At 73.5% G+C, this 21,126-nt stretch carries 12 protein-coding genes and 2 pseudogenes; 10 read left to right on the top strand and 4 right to left on the bottom strand.

Annotated elements, in window-relative coordinates:
* Positions 1-79: 79 nt before the first annotated feature.
* Entirely contained in the window at positions 80-472 is a 393-nt protein-coding gene (locus AB0878_RS48800; protein WP_366590395.1) for a thioesterase domain-containing protein, read from the top strand.
* An 89-nt stretch (positions 473-561) separates the two neighbouring features.
* On the opposite strand, the pseudogene AB0878_RS48795 reads toward AB0878_RS48800, so the two are convergent.
* From AB0878_RS48795 to AB0878_RS48785, 3 genes and pseudogenes are all read right to left on the bottom strand, one after another.
* Positions 562-879 (bottom strand): annotated as a pseudogene (locus tag AB0878_RS48795) (IS30 family transposase); the annotation flags it as partial.
* Between the two features lie 320 nt (positions 880-1,199).
* Positions 1,200-2,405, bottom strand: coding sequence for a cytochrome P450 (locus AB0878_RS48790; protein WP_366590393.1), 1,206 nt, complete (start codon positions 2,403-2,405; stop codon positions 1,200-1,202).
* On the bottom strand, positions 2,402-3,628 hold the full coding sequence (locus tag AB0878_RS48785; protein WP_366590391.1) for an MFS transporter: 1,227 nt from the start codon (positions 3,626-3,628) through the stop codon (positions 2,402-2,404). The genes AB0878_RS48790 and AB0878_RS48785 overlap by 4 nt, the downstream gene beginning before the upstream one ends.
* A 182-nt stretch (positions 3,629-3,810) precedes the next feature.
* Between AB0878_RS48785 and AB0878_RS48780 the strand changes: the two genes are divergently transcribed.
* Genes AB0878_RS48780 through AB0878_RS48765 form a run of 4 tightly spaced genes read left to right on the top strand, consistent with a single transcriptional unit; the run spans position 3,811 to position 15,224 of the window.
* Complete coding sequence (locus AB0878_RS48780; RefSeq protein ID WP_366590389.1) at positions 3,811-9,048, top strand: amino acid adenylation domain-containing protein; 5,238 nt, start codon at positions 3,811-3,813, stop codon at positions 9,046-9,048.
* Positions 9,045-12,329 carry an amino acid adenylation domain-containing protein gene (locus tag AB0878_RS48775; protein ID WP_366590386.1) on the top strand — a complete coding sequence of 1,095 codons (3,285 nt, stop codon included), beginning with the start codon at positions 9,045-9,047 and terminating at the stop codon, positions 12,327-12,329. Before AB0878_RS48780 ends, AB0878_RS48775 begins: the two co-directional genes overlap by 4 nt.
* Positions 12,311-13,687, top strand: coding sequence for a serine hydroxymethyltransferase (gene glyA / locus AB0878_RS48770; RefSeq protein WP_366590383.1), 1,377 nt, complete (start codon positions 12,311-12,313; stop codon positions 13,685-13,687). The genes AB0878_RS48775 and glyA overlap by 19 nt, the downstream gene beginning before the upstream one ends.
* Before the next feature lie 10 nt (positions 13,688-13,697).
* Positions 13,698-15,224, top strand: coding sequence for an amino acid adenylation domain-containing protein (locus tag AB0878_RS48765; protein WP_366590380.1), 1,527 nt, complete (start codon positions 13,698-13,700; stop codon positions 15,222-15,224).
* A gap of 70 nt (positions 15,225-15,294) precedes the next feature.
* On the opposite strand, the gene AB0878_RS48760 is transcribed toward AB0878_RS48765, so the two are convergent.
* Positions 15,295-16,026, bottom strand: a complete 732-nt coding sequence (locus AB0878_RS48760; RefSeq protein WP_366590378.1) for a sulfotransferase family protein — start codon at positions 16,024-16,026, stop codon at positions 15,295-15,297.
* 155 nt (positions 16,027-16,181) lie between these two features.
* On the opposite strand from AB0878_RS48760, the gene AB0878_RS48755 reads away from it, so the two are divergent.
* The 5 genes and pseudogenes from AB0878_RS48755 to AB0878_RS48735 all read left to right on the top strand — a co-directional run.
* The gene (locus AB0878_RS48755) at positions 16,182-18,725 is read left to right on the top strand and encodes a penicillin acylase family protein (protein WP_366590375.1); all 2,544 of its coding nucleotides are present in this window, start codon (positions 16,182-16,184) and stop codon (positions 18,723-18,725) included.
* Complete coding sequence (locus AB0878_RS48750; RefSeq protein ID WP_366590372.1) at positions 18,722-19,111, top strand: hypothetical protein; 390 nt, start codon at positions 18,722-18,724, stop codon at positions 19,109-19,111. The genes AB0878_RS48755 and AB0878_RS48750 overlap by 4 nt, the downstream gene beginning before the upstream one ends.
* Entirely contained in the window at positions 19,108-20,418 is a 1,311-nt protein-coding gene (locus AB0878_RS48745; RefSeq protein ID WP_366590369.1) for an FAD/NAD(P)-binding protein, read from the top strand. The genes AB0878_RS48750 and AB0878_RS48745 overlap by 4 nt, the downstream gene beginning before the upstream one ends.
* Positions 20,415-20,960, top strand: coding sequence for an adenylyl-sulfate kinase (cysC, locus tag AB0878_RS48740; RefSeq protein WP_366590367.1), 546 nt, complete (start codon positions 20,415-20,417; stop codon positions 20,958-20,960). The genes AB0878_RS48745 and cysC overlap by 4 nt, the downstream gene beginning before the upstream one ends.
* Positions 20,957-21,126: pseudogene (locus AB0878_RS48735) on the top strand (sulfate adenylyltransferase small subunit); the annotation flags it as partial. The gene cysC and the pseudogene AB0878_RS48735, both read left to right, overlap by 4 nt.

Genomic DNA, 21,126 nt, shown 5'->3' with positions numbered 1-21,126 from the left:
GGGCAAATTTTGGTGAGCCGTTATCGATATCGACCGCGCGGGGGGGGGGGGGGGGGGTGGGGGGGGGGGGGGGGGGGCGGTGCCCCCCCCCCCCCCCCCACCACCCCACCTGTACGAACCGGGCACGCTGCACCTGGCGGACGACGACGCGTTCGTCGCGGCCCTGCGCCGCCTCGGCGCGGCCGACGGCGAGCTGTTCGCCAACGAAGAGCTCCGGGCGATGGTGTTGCCCTCGATCCGCGCGGACTTCCGCCTCATCGAGACCTACCGGCCCGGCCCGCCGGTGCGGCTGGCGGTGCCGATCCACGCGTACTCCGGCGCCGACGACCCGAGCGTCGACGTGCCGACCCTGCTGCGGTGGGCGGAACTGACCTCGGCGGGGTTCACCCACCACGAGTTCCCGGGCGACCACTTCTACCTCGTGCCCGGCGAGGCCGAGCTGATCGGGGAGCTGGGCCGCCACTTGTCGTGAGCGGCCGCGACGACGAAGGGCGCCCGCCGGCAGGGCGGATTCGGGGGTCGTTGCAACACAGGTGACCAGTTGGTTTCGGTCATGAGCGTGGCGAGGCGCTCGGCTGGGGTGTCCCAGTCGAGCGTTTTGCGTGGGCGGCCGTTGAGTTGGACTGCGACCGCGTCGAGGTGCTCGCGGCTGTGGACGGCCAAGGTTGTTCCCTGGGGAAAGTACTGGCGCGGCAGGCCGTTGATGTTCTCGTTGCTGCCGCGTTGCCAGGGCGAGTGCGGGTCGCGGAAGTAGACCGGGATGTCGGTGGCCGGGCTGAACTCGTGGTGGCGGTGCATTTCGCTGCTTTGGTCCCAGGTCAGTGACCTGGGCAGGTGAGTGGGCAGGCCGCTGATGGTGTCGATGAGGGCATCGCGGACACGTTCGCTGATCATGACCATCGGGGCGGCCCCGCGAGGGATGCGCTGCTGAGCCTGCCGGTCTTCGGGCGTGGCCGGCGGGCGTCGGCTCGCGCCTGGGCCGCGTGCGGTAGCCGTCGCTGACGGGGTGGGCGTTGCGACGTGGATGCGCTCGTGCTCGCCCAGATACCGGGACACAGCATCAGGCGGCACCGCCGAGCGAATCGGTGGTGCCGCCTGATGCGTGCCGGACGCATGGCGTCCATCGCATCCCCACTGGGATGTTGCGACGACTCCCAGAACCCGAGAATCCCCGGCGAGCGCCCTTTTTCCGTTCCCGGTCAGGACCGCGGGACGAACCGCACCGGCAGGCTCCGGTAGCCGGACAGGAAGTTCGAGTAGATCGGCAGGGCTTCGCCGTCGGGAACGATCTGCGCGACGAGGTCGCGCAGGCCCTCCACCACGGCCGTGATCTCGGCGCGCGCCAGGAACGCGCCGAGGCAAAAGTGCGGTCCGTAGCCGAAAGTCAGGTGCTTGTTCGGCGTGCGTGCAAGGTCGAACACGTCCGCGTCGGGGAAGACGCGCTCGTCCCGGTTGGCCGAGATGTTCCACAGCGTCACCGCGTCGCCGGCGGAGATGAGCAGGTCGTCGAGCACGACGTCCTCGGTCGCCCGGCGGCCGAAGTGCAGAGACGGGGTCGTCCAGCGGAGGATCTCCTCCACCGCGGAGGAAACCGCGACCTCGCCGTCGCGCAAGGCCTGCCACTGCGCGGGGTTGCGGCTGAGCTCGTGGACGCCGCCGATCATCGCGAGCCGACTGGTCTCCTCGCCGCCGAGGATGAGGCTGTAGCAGTTGAGGACGATCTCCTCTTCCGTCAACGGCATGCCCCGCACGGTGCAGGTGGCGAGCACGCTGATCATGTCCTGTTCCGGCGCCGCGCGGCGGGCGGCGGCGAGGCGGGAGAAGTACATGAGGACCTCGTTGCGGACGCGCCACACCTCGGTCTCGTCGGCGTCGGCGTGGTCGGCGCTGAACGCGGTCTTCGACAGCGAGAGCAAGTACGGCCGGTCGTCCTCGGGAACACCGAGCAGGTCGCAGATCGTGGCGAGCGGGATCTTCTCGGCCACCTCGGTCGCGAAGTCGGTTTCGCCGCGCGCCACGGCGTCGGCGAGCAGTCCGCGGGCGCGGGCCCGGACCTTGTCGATCACCGGCCCCAGCGCGCGGGGTGAGAACGACTTCAGCAGGGTGTTGCGCACGTCACGGTGCCGTTCGCCGTCGGTGACCGCGAGCATCTTGCCCGCGGCGCTGTCGTGGCCGCGCAGCAGCGTGTCGAGCACGTTGCCGCGCTCGGAGGTGAACCGCTGGTCGTCGCGGTACACAGCCTGGATGTCCTCGTGCCGGGAGAGGACCCAGAACCCGCGGCCGGGGCCGTCGACCGGGTGCCACAGCACGGGATCCTCGTCGCGGAGCCGGCGCCACAGGTCGAACCGGCCGGGGTCGGTGTGGGTGCGCGGGTCGGCCAGGTCGGCCGCGATGCTGGTGGTCATGAAACCTTCCTCGTCCTGGGCAGGGAACTGGTGAGCACGGGCAGGGTGGAGCAGACCAGCGCGACCGGCGCGATCCAGAGCGCTGTGCGCGCGCCGAGCGCGTCGACCACCAGCCCCGCCGCGGCCGCGCCGAAGGGCAGGCTGCCCGAGCCGAGAAGGCGGTAGGTGGCGTTCACGCGCGCGTAGAGCTCGGGGGGCGTGAGGCGCTGGCGCAGGGTGACGGCGACGACGCTGGTGCACACCGCACCGGCCGTCGCGAGGAAGAAGGCGAGCCCGCAGAGCACGGTCGCGCCCGACGGGAGCAGCGCGTAGCTGGTGGTGGAGAACAGCATTCCGGTGAGCGCGGCGGGGCCGTAGCCGACGCGGTCGAGGAGTTTCGGCGCGAGCAGCGCGCCGGTGACCGCGCCGACGCCCGCGACCCCCGTCAGCACGCCGTAGGCGGCGCCGGAATGGCCGAGGTCGCGGACGAAGTACACGAGGAACCCGACCGTCACCAGCTCCACGGCGGCGTTGTACAACGCGGCGTGCAGCACGAGCGCGCGCAACCGCGGCTCGCCCCACACGGCGGTGAACCCCTCGCGCAGCTCCCGGCGCAGGTCGCGGCGGTCCGGCCGGGCCGGGACCGGCTCGCGTTGCCGAATCCCGGCCAGCGCCGCCGCGGAGACGAGGTAGGTGAGGCCGTCGAAGAACAACGCCACCGGTCCGAACGCACCGGCGAGCCAGCCCGCGAGGCCCGGTCCCACGGCCGCCCCGACGGCCTGGTTGGCCGAGAGCGCGCCGTTGGCCGAGGCGAGCCGCTCGGCGGGCACGAGGTGCGGCACGTACGACGTGGAGGCGATGTCGCACAGCACGCTGAGCGAGCCGCCCGCGAACGCGACGACGTAGACGAGCGGGAGCGACATCGCGCCGGTGAGCGCGAGCACGGGGATCGACACCACGAGCACCGCCCTGGTGAGGTCCAGCGTGATCATCACCGGCCGTTTCGCGCGCCGCTCCAGCCACAGGCCGCCCAGCAGCGGCACGACCACGGCGGGCGCGAGGTAGAGCGCTTGCAGGAGCCCGACCTGGCCGCCGTCGGCGTGCAGGGTCGTGACGGCCAGCAGCGGCAGCACGAACAGCGTGATCTGCGAGCCCAGCTGGGACACCAGATCCCCGGCCCACAGCGCCCCGAACCCGCTGCGGCGCAAGAGAAGCGCGGCGGGCGCGGCCACGGTGTCGGTCATCGGATCCTCCCGGCGGGCGTGGGACGGCAGCGTGGGCGACCTTCGCGCGCCGCGCGGGTGCCCGGGAGTCGGGGAAAGCCCCGATCGCGGCGGCGGCGCGCGCGGGACACGCTGGAGGTCCATCTGCGAGGCAGCCGGCCCGGCCGGCGCGATCCACGATCCGATCCCGGTGAGGCTTCCCTATGAACTGGCGTGATGTGCTCGAAGGTGCCGCGCTGCGGCACCCGGACAAGACGGCTTTCTCGTTCCGCGGCGAGGACGGCGGCCACGCCGGTGTCCTGACCTACGCCGGGCTCGACTCCCGCGCGCGGGCGATCGGCGCGCGGCTGCTGGAGCTCGGCCTCGCCGGCCGGCCCGTACTGCTGCTGTTCCCGGCGGGGCTCGACTACGTCAGTGCCTTCTTCGGCTGCCTCTACGCCGGCGTGATCGCGGTGCCCGCCTACCCGCCGACCCGCCATCCCCGGTCGCTGGAGCGAGTCACCGCGATCCTCGCCGACAGCGGCGCGGACACCGCCCTCACCACCACGGCGCTGGCCGGGCGGCTCACCCCGCGCCTGGCCGCCGCGCCCGCGCTCGCCGCGCTGCACCTGGTGACCACCGACGACGTCGCGCCCGCGCCGTTCGCGCCGCCGTCGCTCGCCGCCGACGCCATCGCCTTCCTGCAGTACACGTCGGGCTCGACCGCGACGCCCCGCGGCGTCGTGCTGGACCACGCGAACCTGCTCGCCAACACCGCGTTGATAGGCAGGCTGTTCGGCCTGGACGAGAACCTGCGCGGCGTGTCGTGGCTCCCGATGTACCACGACATGGGCCTGATCGGTTCCGTGCTGGGCACCGTGCGCTGCGGCGGCACGATGACGCTCACCGCGCCGGCCACGTTCGCGCGCGACCCCTTCCGCTGGCTCGAACTGATCAGCGAAGAGCGCGCGACGGCCAGCGGCGGCCCCAACTTCGCCTACGACCTGTGCAGCGACCGGATCACCGAGGAGCAGCGCTCGCGGCTGGACCTGTCGTCGTGGTCGGTGGCCTACAACGGTGCCGAGCCACTGCGCCCGGCCACGCTCGCGCGGTTCGCGGACACGTTCGCCGCCAACGGGTTCCGCCGCTCGGCCTTCCTGCCCTGTTACGGCCTCGCCGAGGCGTCGCTGATCGTCACCGCCGAGCCGGTGGGCGCCGGGTTCCGCACCACCGCCGGGCCCTCGGGTGCCGAGCTGGTTGCGAGCGGGGAGCCGCCGGCCGAGCAGCGCCTGGAGATCGTGGACCCGCAGACTGCAGTCCCGCGTCCGGACGGTGAGGTCGGCGAGGTCTGGATCGCCGGCCCCAGCGTGGCGCGGGGCTACTGGAACCGGCCGGACGACGGCACGTTCGGCGCCCGGCTCGCGGGCACCGACGGCCCGCAGTTCCTGCGCACCGGCGACCTCGGGCTGCTGCGCGACGGCACGCTGTACCTCACCGGCCGCAGCAAGGACCTGATCATCGTGCGCGGCCGCAACCACTACCCGCAGGACATCGAGCAGTCCGTCGAGCAGGTGGACCCGATGCTGCGCGCCCACGGCGGTGCCGCGTTCGCCGTGCGCCTCGGCGACGGCGAGGAACACCTGGTGCTCGTGCACGAGCTCCGGGGCCACGACGACGACACCGACCTCGAGGCGCTGGCCGCGCGCGTGCGCGCCGAGATCGCCGAACGGCACGAGGTGCGTCCGCACGCCGTGGTGCTGATCCGCCAGTCTTCGCTGCCGCGCACCTCCAGCGGCAAGGTCGCGCGCCACGCGTGCCGGGAGGCGTTCCTGGGCGGCACGTTGCTGGAGCTGGCGCGCGTCTCGGACGAGTCCGCCTCCGCGGACGCCGGTGCGCGGACCGAAACCGGGGAGGACGTCGTCGCGGTGCTGCGGGCCGAGATCGCCGCCGAGCTCGGCGTCCCCGCCGACACGGTGCCCACCGACCGCCCGCTCGTGCAGCTGGGGCTGGACTCCCTCGGCGCCGTGACGGTGCAGCACCGGCTGCAGACGCGGCTCGGGACCGTCATCGAGGACGCGTTGTACTCGTCGATCGAAGAACTCGCCGCATCGGCGCGCGAAGTGACCACAGACGACGCACCGGCCGACGAGATCGGCGACCACCCGTTGTCCGACGCGCAGCGCGCCATGTGGTTCCTGCACCAGCTCGCACCGGCGGGCGCCGCCTACCTCATCGCGGGCGCGGCCGAGGTGCGGGGCGCGCTCGACCCGGATGCGCTGCGCCGCGCGGCGGACCGGCTCGCGCAGCGGCACGCCGCGTTGCGCACCACGTTCCCCACCGTCGGCGACGGCCCCGTCCAGCGGGTCCACGCCCAGCTGCCGCCCGCGTTCGAGGTGCTCGACGACGGGGATCCCGGGGAGCTCGCCCACCGCCCACTCGACGTCGCCGACGGGCCGCTGCTGCGGTTCTCGGTCGTGCGGCGCGAGCCCGGGCTGCACCACCTCGTGCTGACCGTGCACCACCTCGTCGCCGACCTGTGGTCGGTGGAGGTCCTGCTGCGTGAGCTCGGGGAGCTCTACCGTGAGGAGACCGGTGGTCGTGCGGCCGCGCTCCCGCCGGCGACGGGCTTTCCCACAGCCCTGGCCCGTCGCGCGGCCGAGCTCGAGCCCACAACGGATACCCGGTGGGACTTCTGGCGCGAGCGGCTCGCCGGCGTGCCGGTCGCCCTCGACCTGCCGACGGACCGGCAACGGCCGCCCGAGCAGCGGTTTCGCGGCGGCGCCGTGCGGTTCACGGTGCCGGCGGAGGTGTCCGCCGCGCTCGCCGAGCTGGGCCGCGCGGCCGGGACCACGCTGTACACGGTGCTGCTCAGCGCGTACCAGGTGCTGCTGGCGCGCTACACCGGCCAGCGAGACCTGGTCGTCGGGTCGCCGGTGCACGGCCGTCCCGACGCGCGCCTCGGCGGCGTCGTCGGCTCGTTCGTGAACACGGTCCCGCTGCGGGCGACGATCGATCCGGCCGCCGGGTTCCGCACGCTGCTCGCCGCCGCGGCCACCGACGTGCCGGCCGCGCTCGCCCACGGCGACCTCCCGTTCGCAACCCTCGTCCAGCGGGCGCAGGTGCCTCGTGACCCGAGCCGTTCGCCGCTCGTGCAGGCGCTTTTCACGCTGCAGGGCGGCCTGGGCGCGTTCGCCGTCGGCGCGCCGGACGGCCGGCTCGAGCTGGGCGACCTCGAGCTGCGGCCTCTGCCGCTGCCGGGCGCCGGCGCGCAGATGGATCTGCAGCTCAGCTTCGCCGAGACGGACACCGGTCTCGCCGGCCTGCTGCAGTACGACGCCGAGCTGTTCGACGAGTCCACTGTGGAGCGCATGGGAGAACACCTGCGCCGGGTCCTGGCCACGCTCGCCGTGGCCCCCGACACCCCGGTCGGCCTGGTGCCGCTGCTGGGCGAGGCCGACCGCGGCGAGCTGCTCACCTCCGGCACCGGGCCGGCCACGCCGTACCGCCGCGATCTGCCGGTGCACGAACGCGTCGCGGAGCAGGCCCGCCTCACCCCGCACGCGCCCGCGGTGGCGTTCGACGACCTCGCGCTGACCGCGGGGGAGCCGGCCTCGCCGGAGCGGCTCGCAGCCGTGCCCACACTGACCTACGCCGAGCTCGACGCGGCGGCCAACCGCCTGGCACAGCACCTGCTCGGCCGAGGGGTGAGGGACGAGCGGATCGTCGCCGTGCACCTGCCGCGCTCGCTGGACCTGGCCGTCGCGCTGCTCGCGGTGCTCAAGGCCGGCGGCACGTACCTGCCGGTGGACCCGGACCTGCCGCCGGACCGCAAGCGGCTCATGGTCGCCGACTCCGGGGCGGCGCTCGTGCTCACACACGCCGCGCTCGCCGACGCGGTGCGGGCACCCGGTGTCCCGGTGCTGTGCTACGACACGGTGCGCGCCGAAGTCGCCGCCGAACCCGCCACCGCACCGGACGTCGTGGTGCCGCCGGAGAACGCGGCGTACGTGCTCTACACGTCGGGCTCGACCGGGCGGCCGAAGGGCGTGCACATCCAGCACGCGTCGTTCGTCAACTTCCTCACCGGCATGGCCGGGCTGTTCGGGCCGGCCGCGCGGGGCCGGGTGCTGGCGATCAGCCGGTTCTCGTTCGACATCTCCGGGCTGGACCTCTACCTGCCCTTGGTTCTCGGCGGCACGGCGCACATCGTCGCGACTTCGGTCGGGGCCGACGGCGATCAGTTGCGGGCGCGGCTGGACTCGGGCCTGTTCACCCTCCTGCAAGCGACCCCGACCAGCTGGCAGCTGCTGTTCGACGCGGGCTGGCGAGGCACGCCGGGCCTGACGATGCTCAGCGGCGCGGAGGCGCTGCCGCCCGCGCTGGCCAAGCGCCTGCTGGGGACCCGCGGCACGCTGTGGAACCTGTACGGCCCCACGGAGACCACGGTGTGGTCGGCCGCGCTCGAAGTGTCCGAAGAGGACGCCCGCATCGCGCCGGTGGGGCCCGCCGTGGCCAACACGCGGCTCGCGGTGCTCGACGACGCGTTCGAGCCCGTGCCGCCCGGAGTGGCCGGCGAGCTGTGCATCGGCGGCGACGGCCTGGCCCGCGGCTACCTGAACCGGCCGGGGCTCACGGCCGAGAAGTTCGTGCCCGACCCGCATTCGCCGGTGCCGGGCGCCCGCATGTACCGCACGGGTGACCTCGCGAAGGTGCTGCCGGGCGGGGCGATCGAGTTCCTCGGCCGCAAGGACAACCAGGTGAAGGTCAACGGCCACCGCATCGAGCTCGGCGAGATCGAGGCCGCGCTCGGGCGGCACCCGGCCGTGCGCCGCGCCGTGCTCACCGTACAGCCGAGCGCGGTGTCGCCCGTGCTGGTCGCCTACGTCCAGCCCCGCAACCGGATCGACGCGGCGGCGTTCGACCGCCAGGTGTCCAACCGCGCGCTGCGCGAGGCGCTGCGCGAGAGCCTGCCGCCGTACATGGTGCCCGCGCACTTCGTGTGGTTGAGCGAGTTCCCGTTGACGCCGAGCGGGAAGATCGACCGCAAGGCGCTGCCGGAGCCCGAGATCGCCGACGCCGCGCAGCACGAGCCCCCGGCGACCGACACCGAGCGCAAGGTCGCGGGCATTGTCCTCGAACTGCTCGACGCCGCCGCGGTCGGGCGCAAGGAGAACCTGTTCGACCTCGGTGCCAACTCGCTCATGGTGTCGCGGCTGTCCGTTCGCGTCCGCGAGACGTTCGGGGTGCAGCTCTCGCTGCACCGCCTGTTCGAGGAGCTGACGATCGAGCGCGTCGCCGGCCACGTCGAGACCGAGCACAGCACTCCCGTCGCGGCGCCGGTCACCAAGGTCGACCGCAGCCGCTACGCCGTCACCGCCGAGCGCCCGGCCGGGCTGCGCTCCCGCCGGCTCCGCCGCGCCGCCGGCGAGTCCACCCCCACCCCAGGTCTGGAGACCCGATGACCCAGCCGGAAGAACCCATCCCCTTCCCGGCCGCGTTCGCCCAGCAGCGGCTCATGATCATCGAGCAGCTGTTCCCGGGCAGCGCCGCCTACCACGTGCCCTTCGCCGTGCGGCTGCGCGGCGAGCTCGACGCCGGCGCGTTGATCGGCGCCGTGCACGAGGTGGTGCGCCGGCACGAGGCGCTGCGCACCAGGTTCACCACCGTCGACGGCGCCGCTGCCCAGATTGTCGAAGCCGACCACCGCGTGCCGGTGGACGTGCGCGACCTGCGCGGCACACCCGAGGCCGGCGACGAGCACCGCCTCGTCGAACTGCTGAGCACCGAGGCCGCGCGGCCGTTCGACATCACCGACCGACTGCTGCGCGTGGCGCTGCTGCGCCTCGCCGACGACGAGCACGTGCTCGCGGTGACGATGCACCACCTCGTGTCGGACATGTGGTCGTGCGGCATCTTCGTGCGCGAGCTGGCCGCGGCGTACCCCGCGCTGGCCGGCGGCGCGGAGCCGGTGCTGCCGAACTTGCCCGTGCAGTACGTGGACTACGCGATCTGGCAGCGCGAGCACTTGACCGGCGAGGTCCTCCACGAGCTGCTCGGCTTCTGGCGCGGGCAGCTCGGCGACGCGCCCGCGGTGCTGGAGCTGCCCGCCGACCGGCCTCGGCCCGCGGTGCAGACCTTCACCGGTGCGATGGAACAAGTGCGGCTCTCGCCCGCGACGTCGGCGAAGATCACCGCGCTGAGCCGCGGCCTCGGCGCGACGCCGTTCATGACGACGCTGGCCGCGTTCCAGACCGCGCTCGGCCGCTGGGCGAACACGTCGGACGTCGTCGTGAGCACCGGCGTCGCGACGCGCGACGCGCAGGTCGAAGCGCTCATCGGCTGCTTCATCAACATCGTGCTGTTCCGCACCTTGCTCGACGGCGACCCGAGTTTCGCCGAGCTGGTGGGCCGGGTCCGGCGCACCGTGCTCGACGCGTTCGACCACCAGGACCTGCCGTTCGAACGGCTCGTGGAGGAGATCGCGCCGCAGCGCGACCTGAGCCACCAGCCGCTCACGCAGGTGATGTTCGTGATGCAGAACGCACCGATGCCGGTGCCCGCGATCGGTGAGCTCGAGGTGTCGTCCGTGCACATCGACCGCGCCGCTAACCAGATCGACTTCGACCTGCAGCTGTGGGACGCGGGGGACCACTTCGAAGGCTTCATCGAGTACTGCGGCGACCTGTTCGACGCGGCGACGGTGCGTCGGATGTGGGCCCAGTTCGAGCGGCTTCTCGACGCCGCGGTGAGCGACCCGGAGACTCGGCTGTCGCAGCTGCCGCTGCTCGACGAGTCCGAAGTGGAGCGGGCGGTGTCCGGCTGGAACACCACGACCGCGCCCGAACCCGGCGGGACGCTGTACGACCTGTTCGCCCGCCAGGTGGCCGAAGGCCCGGAGCGCACGGCCGTGCACTTCGCCGGCGGCACGCTGACCTACGGCGAGGTCGCGGCGCGCGTGGACGACGTCGCTGGCCGGCTGCGTGCGCTCGGCGTGGGCCCGGAGGTCACCGTCGGCGCCTGCTTCGAGCCGACCCCCGACCGCGTGGTGGCGTTCCTGGCGATCTTGCGCTCCGGTGGCGCGTACCTCCCGCTCGACCCCGCCTACCCCGACGAGCGGCTCGCGTTCATGATCCAGGACGCGGCCCCGGCCCTCGTGCTCTCCGAGGACGGGCAGACCGGCCGCCTCGCCCGGCTGGGCGGCGTCCGCGCGGCCGCCCTCGCCGGGCTGCCGGAGCCCGTGGCGCTCGACGGGCGGACGGACCCGGCCGGCCTCGCGTACGTCATCTACACCTCCGGCTCGACGGGGCGCCCGAAGGGCATCTCCGTGGTCCACCGCGGAGTGGTGAACAACATCGCCGACCTCAACCGCCGCGCGGGCGCGGGCCCGGACGACCGGCTGCTCGTCACCGCGTCCGCGAGCTTCGACATGTCGATCTACGACATGGTGGGCCTCCTCGCCGCCGGGGGAGCGATCGTCTTCGGCGACCCGGCCCGCGGGCGGGACCCGATCCACTGGGCCGACCTAGTGGCCGAGCACCGCGTGACGATCTGGAACTCCGCCCCGGCGCTGCTGGAGGCGCTCGTGGAGACGGCCGTCGCCGGCGGTGTCGACTTGAGTTCCCTGCGCCTCGCGTTCCTCGGCGGTGACTGGGTTTCGGTCACCCTGCCCGAACGCGTGCGGCGGCTCGCGCCGGGCCTGCGTCCGGTGGTGATGGGCGGGGCCACCGAGGCGTCGATCCACTCGACGCTGCACGAGGTGACCACTGTGGACCCGGAGTGGACGAGCATTCCCTACGGCCGCCCGATGGACAACCAGCAGGCACTGGTGCTCGACCGCGCGGGCCGGCCCGCTCCGGTGGGCGTGCCCGGCGAGCTGTATCTGGGCGGGGTGGGGCTCACTCGCGGCTACCTGCGCCGCCCGGCGCTTACCGCCGAGCGGTTCGTGCCGCACCCCTACGCCGGCCGCTACCCGAACGTGCCCGAGGGCGCCCGGCTCTACCGCACTGGCGACCTCGCCCGCTACGGCCACGACGGCGAGCTGGAGCTCCTCGGCCGCATCGACCAGCAGGCGAAGATCCGCGGCTACCGCGTGGAGCTCGGTGAGATCGCGGCGGCGCTGCTCACACACGAGGGCGTGGCCGACGCCGTGGTGGTCGTCGACCGCGACGGCGCCGAGTCGCGGCTCGTCGCCTACCACACGCCGGTGTCCGGCAGCGTCGGCACGAGCGACCTGCGGGAGCACCTGCGCCGCACGCTGCCCGACTACATGGTGCCCGCGGTGTTCGTCGAACTGGAGCGGCTCCCGCTGTCCCCCAACGGAAAAGTCGACCGGCGCGCGCTTCCCGCGGCCGGCTCCGGACGCCCCGAGCTCGCCACCGGCTACTTGGCGCCCGCGAGCCCGGTCGAGATCGTGGTCGCGGAGCTGTGGGCGGAGGTCCTCGGGGTCGACCGGGTCGGGCTGCACGACGACTTCTTCGACCTCGGCGGCTACTCGCTCGCGGCGATGCAGATCGCCGCGATGGTCCGGGAGCTGCTCGAGGTCGAAGTGGCGATGCGGGCCGTGTTCGAGGCGCCGACCGTCGCGCAGCAGGTGCGGGTGGTGGAGGCGGCCGGCGTCGAGGCGGGCATCGACGTCGCCGCGCTGGCCGCGCTGGTGCTCGAGGTCGACGACCTCGACGACGACGCTGTAGCGGAACTGCTCACCGAGCCGAACGGAGGACAGCCGTGGGTCGCGACCAGCTGAGGACGGACGCCGCGAGGGGTGTCGACCAGCTCCAGGAAACCGACCCGGCGTTGCACTGGCTCCTGGAGCGGGAGCAGCAGCGGCAGCACGACGTGCTCGCCATGATCGCGTCGGCCAGCATCGCCGACGCGTCGGTGCTGGCGTGCGAAGGTTCCGCGAGCAGCAACGTGACGACCGAGGGCTACCCCGGCCAGCGCTTCCACGCGGGATGCGAGCTCGTGGACCAGGTGGAGCGGCTGGCCGTGGAGCGGGCGAAGGCGGCGTTCTCCGCGTCGTACGCCAATGTGCAGCCGCATTCGGGCAGCACGGCCAACCAGCTGGTGATGGCGAGCCTGCTCGAACCCGGCGACGTGGTGCTCGCGCTCGGCCTCGACGCCGGCGGGCACCTCACGCACGGCGCGGCGGCGAACTGGTCCGGCCGGTTCTTCTCGGCCGTCCACTACGGACTGGACGAGCACGGCCTGCTGGACTACGAACAGGTCGCACGGCTGGCGCGCGAGCACCGGCCGAAGCTGATCGTGTGCGGAGCGAGCGCGTACCCGCGGACGATCGACTTCGCGCGGTTCCGCGCGATCGCCGACGAGGTGGGTGCGTTCCTGCTAGCCGACATCTCGCACATCGCGGGGCTGGTCGTGGCCGGGCTGCACCCGAGCCCGATCGACGTCGCGCACTTCACCACGACGAGCACCTACAAGCAGCTGTGCGGTCCGCGCGGCGGGCTGGTGCTCATGGGCCGCGACGCCGACGCACCGGCGCCGCGGGGCGGGCGCACGCTGTCGGCGATGGTGCAGCACGCGGTGTTCCCGTACTTCCAGGGCACGCCGCGGATGAACGGCGTCGCCGCCAAGGCGCGTGCGCTCGCGCAGGTGAATACCCCCGGGTTCCGCGCGCTGGCGCGGCGGATCCTCGACACGGCGGGGTTCCTCGCCGACGGCCTCGCCGAGCGCGGCTGGCGCGTGCTCACCGGCGGAACGGACAACCACATGGTGCTCGTCGACGTCGGCGCGCGCGGGCTGACCGGGCTCGTAGCGGAACGGGCGCTCGAATCGTGCGGGATCATCGTGAACCGCAACAAGATCCAGGGCGACCCGATGCCGGCCACGGTCGGCTCCGGCGTGCGCTTCGGCACGAACGTGCTGGCGCAGCGCGGGCTGGACGCCGAGGCGATCCGCCGCTGCGTGGAGCTCGTCGACCTGGTCTGGACCTCGCTGCGGATGGTGGGGCAGCGCGACTTCGTGCTGGAGGAGTCCGTGCGCACCCGGGTCCGGGCCGAGGTGGCCGCGCTGTGCGCCCGCCACCCCCTGCCCGGCCGGACGGACGCGCCCGTGGTGGCGCTCGAACCGGCCCCGGCCGGGTGAGGAGTCCCCGATGACCGCTGTACTCGAAGAAAACGCGACAACCGTCGACTACGGCACCGCGGACCGCTGCCTGCACGAGCTGTTCGAGGACCGCGCGCGCCTCGACCCGGCGGCGCCCGCCGTGCGCTTCGGCGCCGTGGAGCTGAGCTACGGCGGGCTCGACGACGAGGCGAACCGGCTCGCCGCGCACCTGCGGATGCTCGGCGCGGGGCCGGAGACCGTCGTCGGCGTGCTGCTGGAGCGCGGCGACCGGCTGCCGGTGACGTTGCTCGCCGTGCTGAAGGCGGGCGCGGCGTACCTGCCGCTCGACCCGGCGCACCCGCCGGAGCGCTTGGCGTACCTGCTCGAAGACGCGGCGGTCGAGCTCGTGGTGACGGCGTCCGCGCTCGCCGGCGGGCTGCCCGCCGACGCGTTCGCCGTGTGCCTCGACGATCCCGGCGTGCGCGAGTGCCTGGCCGAGCCCGTGGCGCCGGTTGCCTCGGGCGCTCGGCCGGACAACCTCGCATACGTGATCTACACGTCGGGCTCCACCGGCAAGCCGAAGGGCACCCTCGTGCCGCACCGCACGGTGGTGAACCTCGTGGCGTACTCGGCACGGGAGTACGGCGTCGCGCCCGGCGACCGCGTGCTGCAGTTCGCCAGCCCGGCGTTCGACGTGAGCGTGTCCGACTTCTTCACCACGCTCACCAGCGGAGCCACCCTCGTGCAGGCTCCGCGGCTCACGCTCGTCGACCCTCGTGCGCTCACGGCCGTGCTGCGCGCCGAACGCGTGACCGTGGGCGACATCCCGCCCGCCGTGCTGCGCCTGCTGGACCCGGGCGAGCTGCCGGATCTGAGGCTGCTGCACGTCGGCGGGGAAGCCTTGACCGAGGAAGAGGCGCGCCGGTGGCTGTCGCCGGGCCGGACCGTGTACCACCGCTACGGCCCCACGGAGACGACCGTGTGCTGCACCGACCACCGGTGCGTGCAGGGGGAGGGGGCGCCGCCGATCGGCGGGCCGCTGGGCAACCAGCGCGTTCACGTGCTCGGTCCGGCGGGTGCCGAGCTCCCGCCGGGGGAGGAGGGCGAGCTGTACGTCGGGGGCGCCGGCGTGAGCCGCGGGTACCTCGCGCGGCCGGGCCTGACGGCCGAGCGGTTCCTGCCCGACCCGTTCGGCCCGCCCGGCGCGCGGGTCTACCGCACCGGCGACCTGGCCCGGCGACGCGACGACGGCGAGGTCGAGTTCCTCGGCCGCGTCGACGCGCAGCTGAAGCTCAACGGGCACCGCGTGGAGCCCGGTGAGGTCGAGGCGGCGATCCTGGAGCACCCCGACGTGGCCGGCGCGGTGGTCGGGCTGCACACCGGCGCCGGTGGCGACCGTGTGCTGGCCGCCCACGTGGTGGCCGCCCCGGGGGCTGCCGTGCCCGGCGTCGGCGAGCTGCGGGCGCACCTGCGCGACCGGCTGCCGGCTGCGCTCGTGCCGGGCCGAGTGGTCGCGCTCGACGCCGTGCCGCTCACGCCGAACGGGAAGATCGACCGGCGCGCCGTGGCCTTCTGAGCCTGCGGCGTAACGAAAAGCGGCCGTCCCGAGGGATTCTCCGGGGCGGCCGCTTTTCGGCGTGGGCGCGTCAGCCGACGGCGAGGCGCGCGCCGTGCAGCTCGCGGTAGAACGGCTCGTGGTGTGCGCTGAACCCGGCCAGGGCCGCGTTGGTGCTCGTCGTCTGCGCGTAGACCGTGCCGGTGGGGGAGAAGCCGGTGCTGTCGCTGACGGCTCCGTGCCAGCGCGCGGTGTGCGACCACTCCTGCCGCTCGCCCGCGCGCCAGCTCAGCGCCTCGGACCGGAACGGCAGCCCCACCTCGGCGCAGTACGCGCGCAGGATCCCGGCCGGGTCGTCCACGAGGTCCTGGGAGTCCACGACCACCGGCCGCGGCCCGTCGAGGGCGAGGGCCCGCCGATGGAGTTCGTGCAGGTGCTCCAGGCCGATCTCGGCGACGTCCATGTCGGGCTTGAGTGCGTAGTACGAGGCGGCGACCTCGGCGGGGCGGCGGATGAGAAACGTGTGCCGGACCTCGCGGAAGAACGCCTCGTCCGCGAGCGCCGCGGGATGCGGCTGGTCGGTGGTGTCCTTGAAGAACACCGTCTTCGTCGCCGAGAGCTCGCGGATCGCGGCGATCAGCGCGGCGGGCGAACGCACGACACGACCGTCCACAGTGGTCTCCCCGTGGTCGAGGAGGTTGCAGAACGGCTCGTGCAGGGCCACCAGGTCGGGCCGTTCGAGCATGGAGCGGAAGAACACGGTCGAGCGCGAGCGCGGGGCGCTCCACAGCGCCAGGATGCGCGGCGGCCGGGTTTCGGGCATGGGCTCTCCTCGGGACGGCACGGGACGCGGACGCTCGCACCGTCGCACCGGCACCGGGGTGCGGGGCAGTCAGGGGAAGCCCGGACCTGTGCGGGGGTGCCCCGCCGTCGTCTGATGGTCGGGCCCGGATCACGCGCACAGTGAGGACCCGCCCGATGACCGTTCCCCGTCCCCGCCGCCGGCGAATCCGGCGTGCGGTCGACCTCGGCGCCGGCCTGCTGGCCACGGCGCTGGTGGTCCTGCTCGTCCTGACCGGCGCCGGCGGCCTCCCACCGCTGGGTGCCGCGTTCAACCCCGGCACCGGTGTGTGGCACCTCGCGGACGCCGGCTCGGCCGACCTGACGCTGCCCGGTCTGCACGGTGCCGCGAGCGTCGGCTTCGAGTCCGACGGCATCGCCCACGTCAAGACCGCCGACGACGGGGACCTGTGGCGCGTGATCGGCTACACGCACGCGAAGTTCCGCCTGTTCCAGATGGACCTGATGCGCCGCCAGGGCGAAGGCACGCTGGCCGAGGTGCTCGGACCGGACATGGTCGAGTCGGACGAGTTCGAGCTCGACCTCGGCCTGCGCCGCGCCGCCGAACGCGACTGGGCGCAGATGCCCGCCGGCGAAACCCGCGACACGCTGATCGCCTACTCCGACGGCGTCAACGCGGCCCTCGACCAGCTCGTGGCCGACGACGCGCTGCCCACCCCGATCAAGCTCGCCGGTTACGTGCCCGCGCACTGGACGCCGGTCGACACGCTGGTGCTGCAGCGCCAGCTCGCGCAGAACCTCAGCTTCTCCCAGGACGCGCTCACCTTCGCCCACGCGAAGGACGCCCTCGGCGCGAGCACGTTCGCCGCCCTGTTCCCGACGATCCCCGCGAACCGGCAGTACCCGTACGACCCCGGTCCCTACCAGGCGCTGCCGCTCGCACCCGCGCCCGTCCGCGCCGACGCCGCGCCGCTGCGCACGGCCGGCGACGAGGCACCGGGCGGCGTCGCACCCGCGTCGTTCCACGGCGGCAATGCCGGGGTGACGCCGCTGCTGAACCGGATCGCGAAGCTGCCCGCGGGCGAGGTCCACGATTTCGGCGCGAGCAACGCGTGGGTCGTGTCCGGCGCGCGCACCGCGAGCGGCGGGCCGCTGCTGGCCGCCGACCCGCACCTTGACTTCAGCCTGCCGTCGATCTGGTACCAGCTCGAAGGCGACAGCCCCGGGTTCCACTTCGCCGGCCCGACGATCCCCGGTGTCCCGGTGCCGCTCATGGGCCGCACCGACTCCGTGAGCTGGGGCATCACCAACGCCCAGCACCCGACCACGCTGTACTACCTCGAGCAGACCGACCCGGCGCGGCCCGGTCAGTACTACTGGCGTGGCGCGTGGCACCGCACCGACACCGTCGACTACACGATCGCCGTGAAGGACGCGCCCGCGGTCCACCACACCGTCTCCCTGACCGCGCACGGCCCGATCATGCAGATCGAGGATCGCACGGTGTCCGTCTGGTGGGCGGGCACGCTGCCGAGTGACAACATCACCGACGTGCTGAACCTGTTGCGCGCCAAGGATTTCACGAGCTTCCGCGCGAGCCTGCGCACGTGGGCCACGCCGGCGGTGAACTTCGTGTTCGCCGACGCCAAGGGAGACATCGGCGCGTTCGACGTGGGGGTCGCACCGCAGGTGAAGGGCCACGACATCAGTCTTCCCCTGCCCGGTGACGGCTCGGCGGACGTCTCCGGCGCCATCCCGTTCGACGCCCTGCCGCACGCGGCCAACCCGCCCTCGGGTCTGCTCGCCTCGGCCAACCAGCGCGAGGTCAGCGCCGATTATCCTTACCAGTACTCGACTTCCTACAACTTCGTCGACCAGGGCTGGCGCGCGACCGAGATCAACCAGACTCTGGGCGCGGCCACGAAGCTCACCGCCGATGACTTCCGCCGCCTGCAAGGGAGCCGGCACGACCCGCTCGCCGTGCAGCTGAGCGCCGCGGTGCTCTCCGCCGTGAAGGGCACATCGTTGTCCCCGCAGGAGCGCCAGGTCACCGACCTGCTGGCTCGGTGGGACGGCACGATGGCCGAGGACTCGGCCGCCGCGACCGTGTTCGAGAACCTCGAGGACCACCTCGCGTACCTGGCGCTGAAGCCGAATTGGCACGGCCCGGCGGTCGCCGGCGACGAAGTGCTGCCGCCACCCTTCGACACCACACCGGCGACGCCGATCGTCACCGGCACTGTGCTCGGCTGGTTCGCGCAGAACCCGTCGGCGAGCCCGATCGGCGACCTGACGGCGCTGCTGCGCCGGACGTTCACGGAAACCGTGGCGCACCTGGGCCAGACCTCTGGCGCCGACCCGGCCGGCTGGGCCTACGGCAAGCACCACTCGGTCGTCTTCCAGTCGCTGCTCGGCGCGTCGCCGCTCAACGACGGGCCCTACCCCTCCGGCGGCGACGCCCAGACGGTCAACGCCGCGGTGGGCGCGCTGCACGACGGCGACAAGGTGCTCAACGACGTGACGACCGGTGGTGCGAGCTGGCGGTTCGTCCTCGACTGGGGCACCGGGCAGGCCGCCTCGGCCTACCCCGGCGGGCAGAGCGAAGACCCGCTTTCGCCCTGGTACGACAACCTGCTCGCCGAGTGGCGGGCGGGCCGGCTCTCCCCGATGAGCTATGGCCGCGCCGACGCCGCGGCCACGACCTGGAGGTTCACCCGATGAACGGGTTCCGTCCGACCCGCTCGCTCGCCTGGCCGGCCGTGGTGGTGGTCGTCGGCGTGCTGGACTTCGCGACGCTGCTGCCAGGCTGGTGGTGGGCCACGGCGGTGGTCGCGCTGGCCGGGGGACTGCTGCTGCGCGGCGGCCCCGCCTACCTCGCCGTGGTGCTCGGCTCCGTCGCGGGCTGGGCCGGTGCCCTGTTCGTGTCCGCCGGCGCCGAGGCGGGGCGGCTGGCCGACCTCGTCGGCGTGGTCGCGACGGGCGAGTCCGGCCAGGGCTGGCTCGCCGTCACCGCGACGGCCGTCACGGCGCTGGCGCTCGCGACCACCGCGGCGTGGCTCGGCGGTGCGCTCCGCCGGCTGCGCCGGCCGGAGCCGGTGGCGTCGTGAAGCGCCGGGTGGTGGTCGTCGGCGGCGGCGCCGCCGGAACCGCGGTCGCGGCGCGGTTGCTGGGCTGCCGGGTCGACGTGGTGCTCGTCGAGTCCGCGGACCGGCCGGGTGGCGTCGCGTACTCCACTTCGGACGAACGGCACCTGCTCAACGTCCCGGCCGGCCGGATGGGCGCCGACGAGGAGGACCCGGACGGCTTCGTGCGTTGGCTGCGCCACCGACGGCCCGTCGAGCCCGGGGATTTCGTGCCGCGCGGCCAGTTCGGCCGGTACCTCGAGGACTACTTGCGGGCGTGCGGCGACGCCGCGCCCGGACGGCTCAGGCGGGTGCGCGACCGCGCCGTCTCGGTGGACGCGGACCGCACCGTCCGCCTGGCCGGCGGACGGGCGCTCACGGGGGACGCCGTGGTGCTGGCGATCGGGACTCATCCGCCCGGCACCTCCTGGGTTCCGCCGGACCTGACCGGGCTCGTTCCCGACCCTTGGGCACCGGGCGCGCTGGAGGCCGTGCCGGACGACGAGGACGTGCTCCTCGTCGGCACGGGGCTGACCATGGTCGACGTCGCGATCACGCTCGCCCGGGCGGGCCGGGTCGTGCACGCGGTGTCACGCCGTGGCCTGCTGCCGCGCGTGCACCGGCCGGGGACGCCCGTCGTGCCCTGGGAACCGAGTGCCACCACGGAACTCTCCTCGTTGCGCGCCGAGCTCGGCGCACACCTGCGAGACGCCGTGCTGCGGCAGGGCGACTGGCGGGGTGCGTTCGACGGGCTGCGTCCCCACACCGCGCTCGTGTGGGGACGGCTCTCCGAAGAGGACAAGGACGCGTTCCTGGCCGAGGACGTGCGGGCGTGGGACGTGCGCCGGCACCGGCTGCCACCCGCCACGGCGGGGGAGCTGACGCGGTTGCGGCGCGCCGGGCTGGTGCGCGTCGGCCGGGGGTCCGTGGGCTCGTTCTCCGGCGGTGTCACGCTCACGGACGGCACCCGGCTGCCTGTCGGCGCGGTCGTGAACTGCACCGGCGCCGAAGCCGACCTCAGGCGCGTCGCCGATCCGCTCGTGCGGAGCCTGCTCGACCGCGGTCTGGCGCGTCCCGGACCGGCGGGCCTCGGTTTCGACACCGCCGCCGACGGCGCGGTCCGCGGTGCGGTGCCCGGACTGTGGACGTTGGGCGCCCCGCGTCGCGGAAACCTCTGGGAGACCACGGCTTTTCCCGAGATCCGGGCACAGGCGAGGGGGCTCGCGGGCGCGGTGACCCGGTACCTCACCGAACACAACCACCCTCATCCGATCAGGGAGCTGGCGTCATGAACGTGGACCACGGGAGCACGGTCTGGCTGACCGGCCTGCCGAGCGCGGGCAAGTCGACGATCGCCCGCGGCGTCGCCGACCGGCTGCGGGCCGAGGGCCGCCGCGTCGAGGTGCTCGACGGCGACGAGATCCGCCGCAACCTCACGGCCGACCTCGGCTTCAGCCGGGCCGACCGGGAGCGCAACGTCGCCCGGATCGGGTTCGTGGCGCAGCTGCTGGCCCGCCACGGCGTGACGGTGCTGGTGCCGGTGATCGCGCCCTACGCGGACAGCCGCGCCCACGTGCGCGCGTTGCACGACGAAGCCGGGGTGCGCTTCGTCGAGGTCCACGTCGCCACGCCGGTCTCGGTCTGCGCCGAACGCGATGTGAAGGGCCTCTACGCCCGCCAGCGCGCTGGCGAGCTCAGCGGCCTGACCGGCGTCGACGACCCCTACGAGGAGCCCGTCACGCCCGACCTGCGCCTGGCGACGCACACGGAGACGACCGCCGAATCCGTCGACGTCGTGTACCGGCACCTCGCCGTTTCGGCGGTGTACGCGTGACCGCAGTCGCCGAGCCGCGCACCTTGGACAACTTGGCGGCGCTGGAATCCGAGGCTATTCACATCTTTCGTGAGGTGGCGGGTGAGTTCGACCGGCCCGTGATCCTCTTTTCCGGCGGCAAGGACTCGACGCTGCTGCTGCACCTGGCGATCAAAGCCTTCTGGCC

Origin of the sequence: Amycolatopsis sp. NPDC047767 (assembly GCF_040704195.1) — a bacterium.
Classification (GTDB): domain Bacteria; phylum Actinomycetota; class Actinomycetes; order Mycobacteriales; family Pseudonocardiaceae; genus Amycolatopsis.
This window is presented reverse-complemented; position numbering and strand designations above follow the sequence as displayed.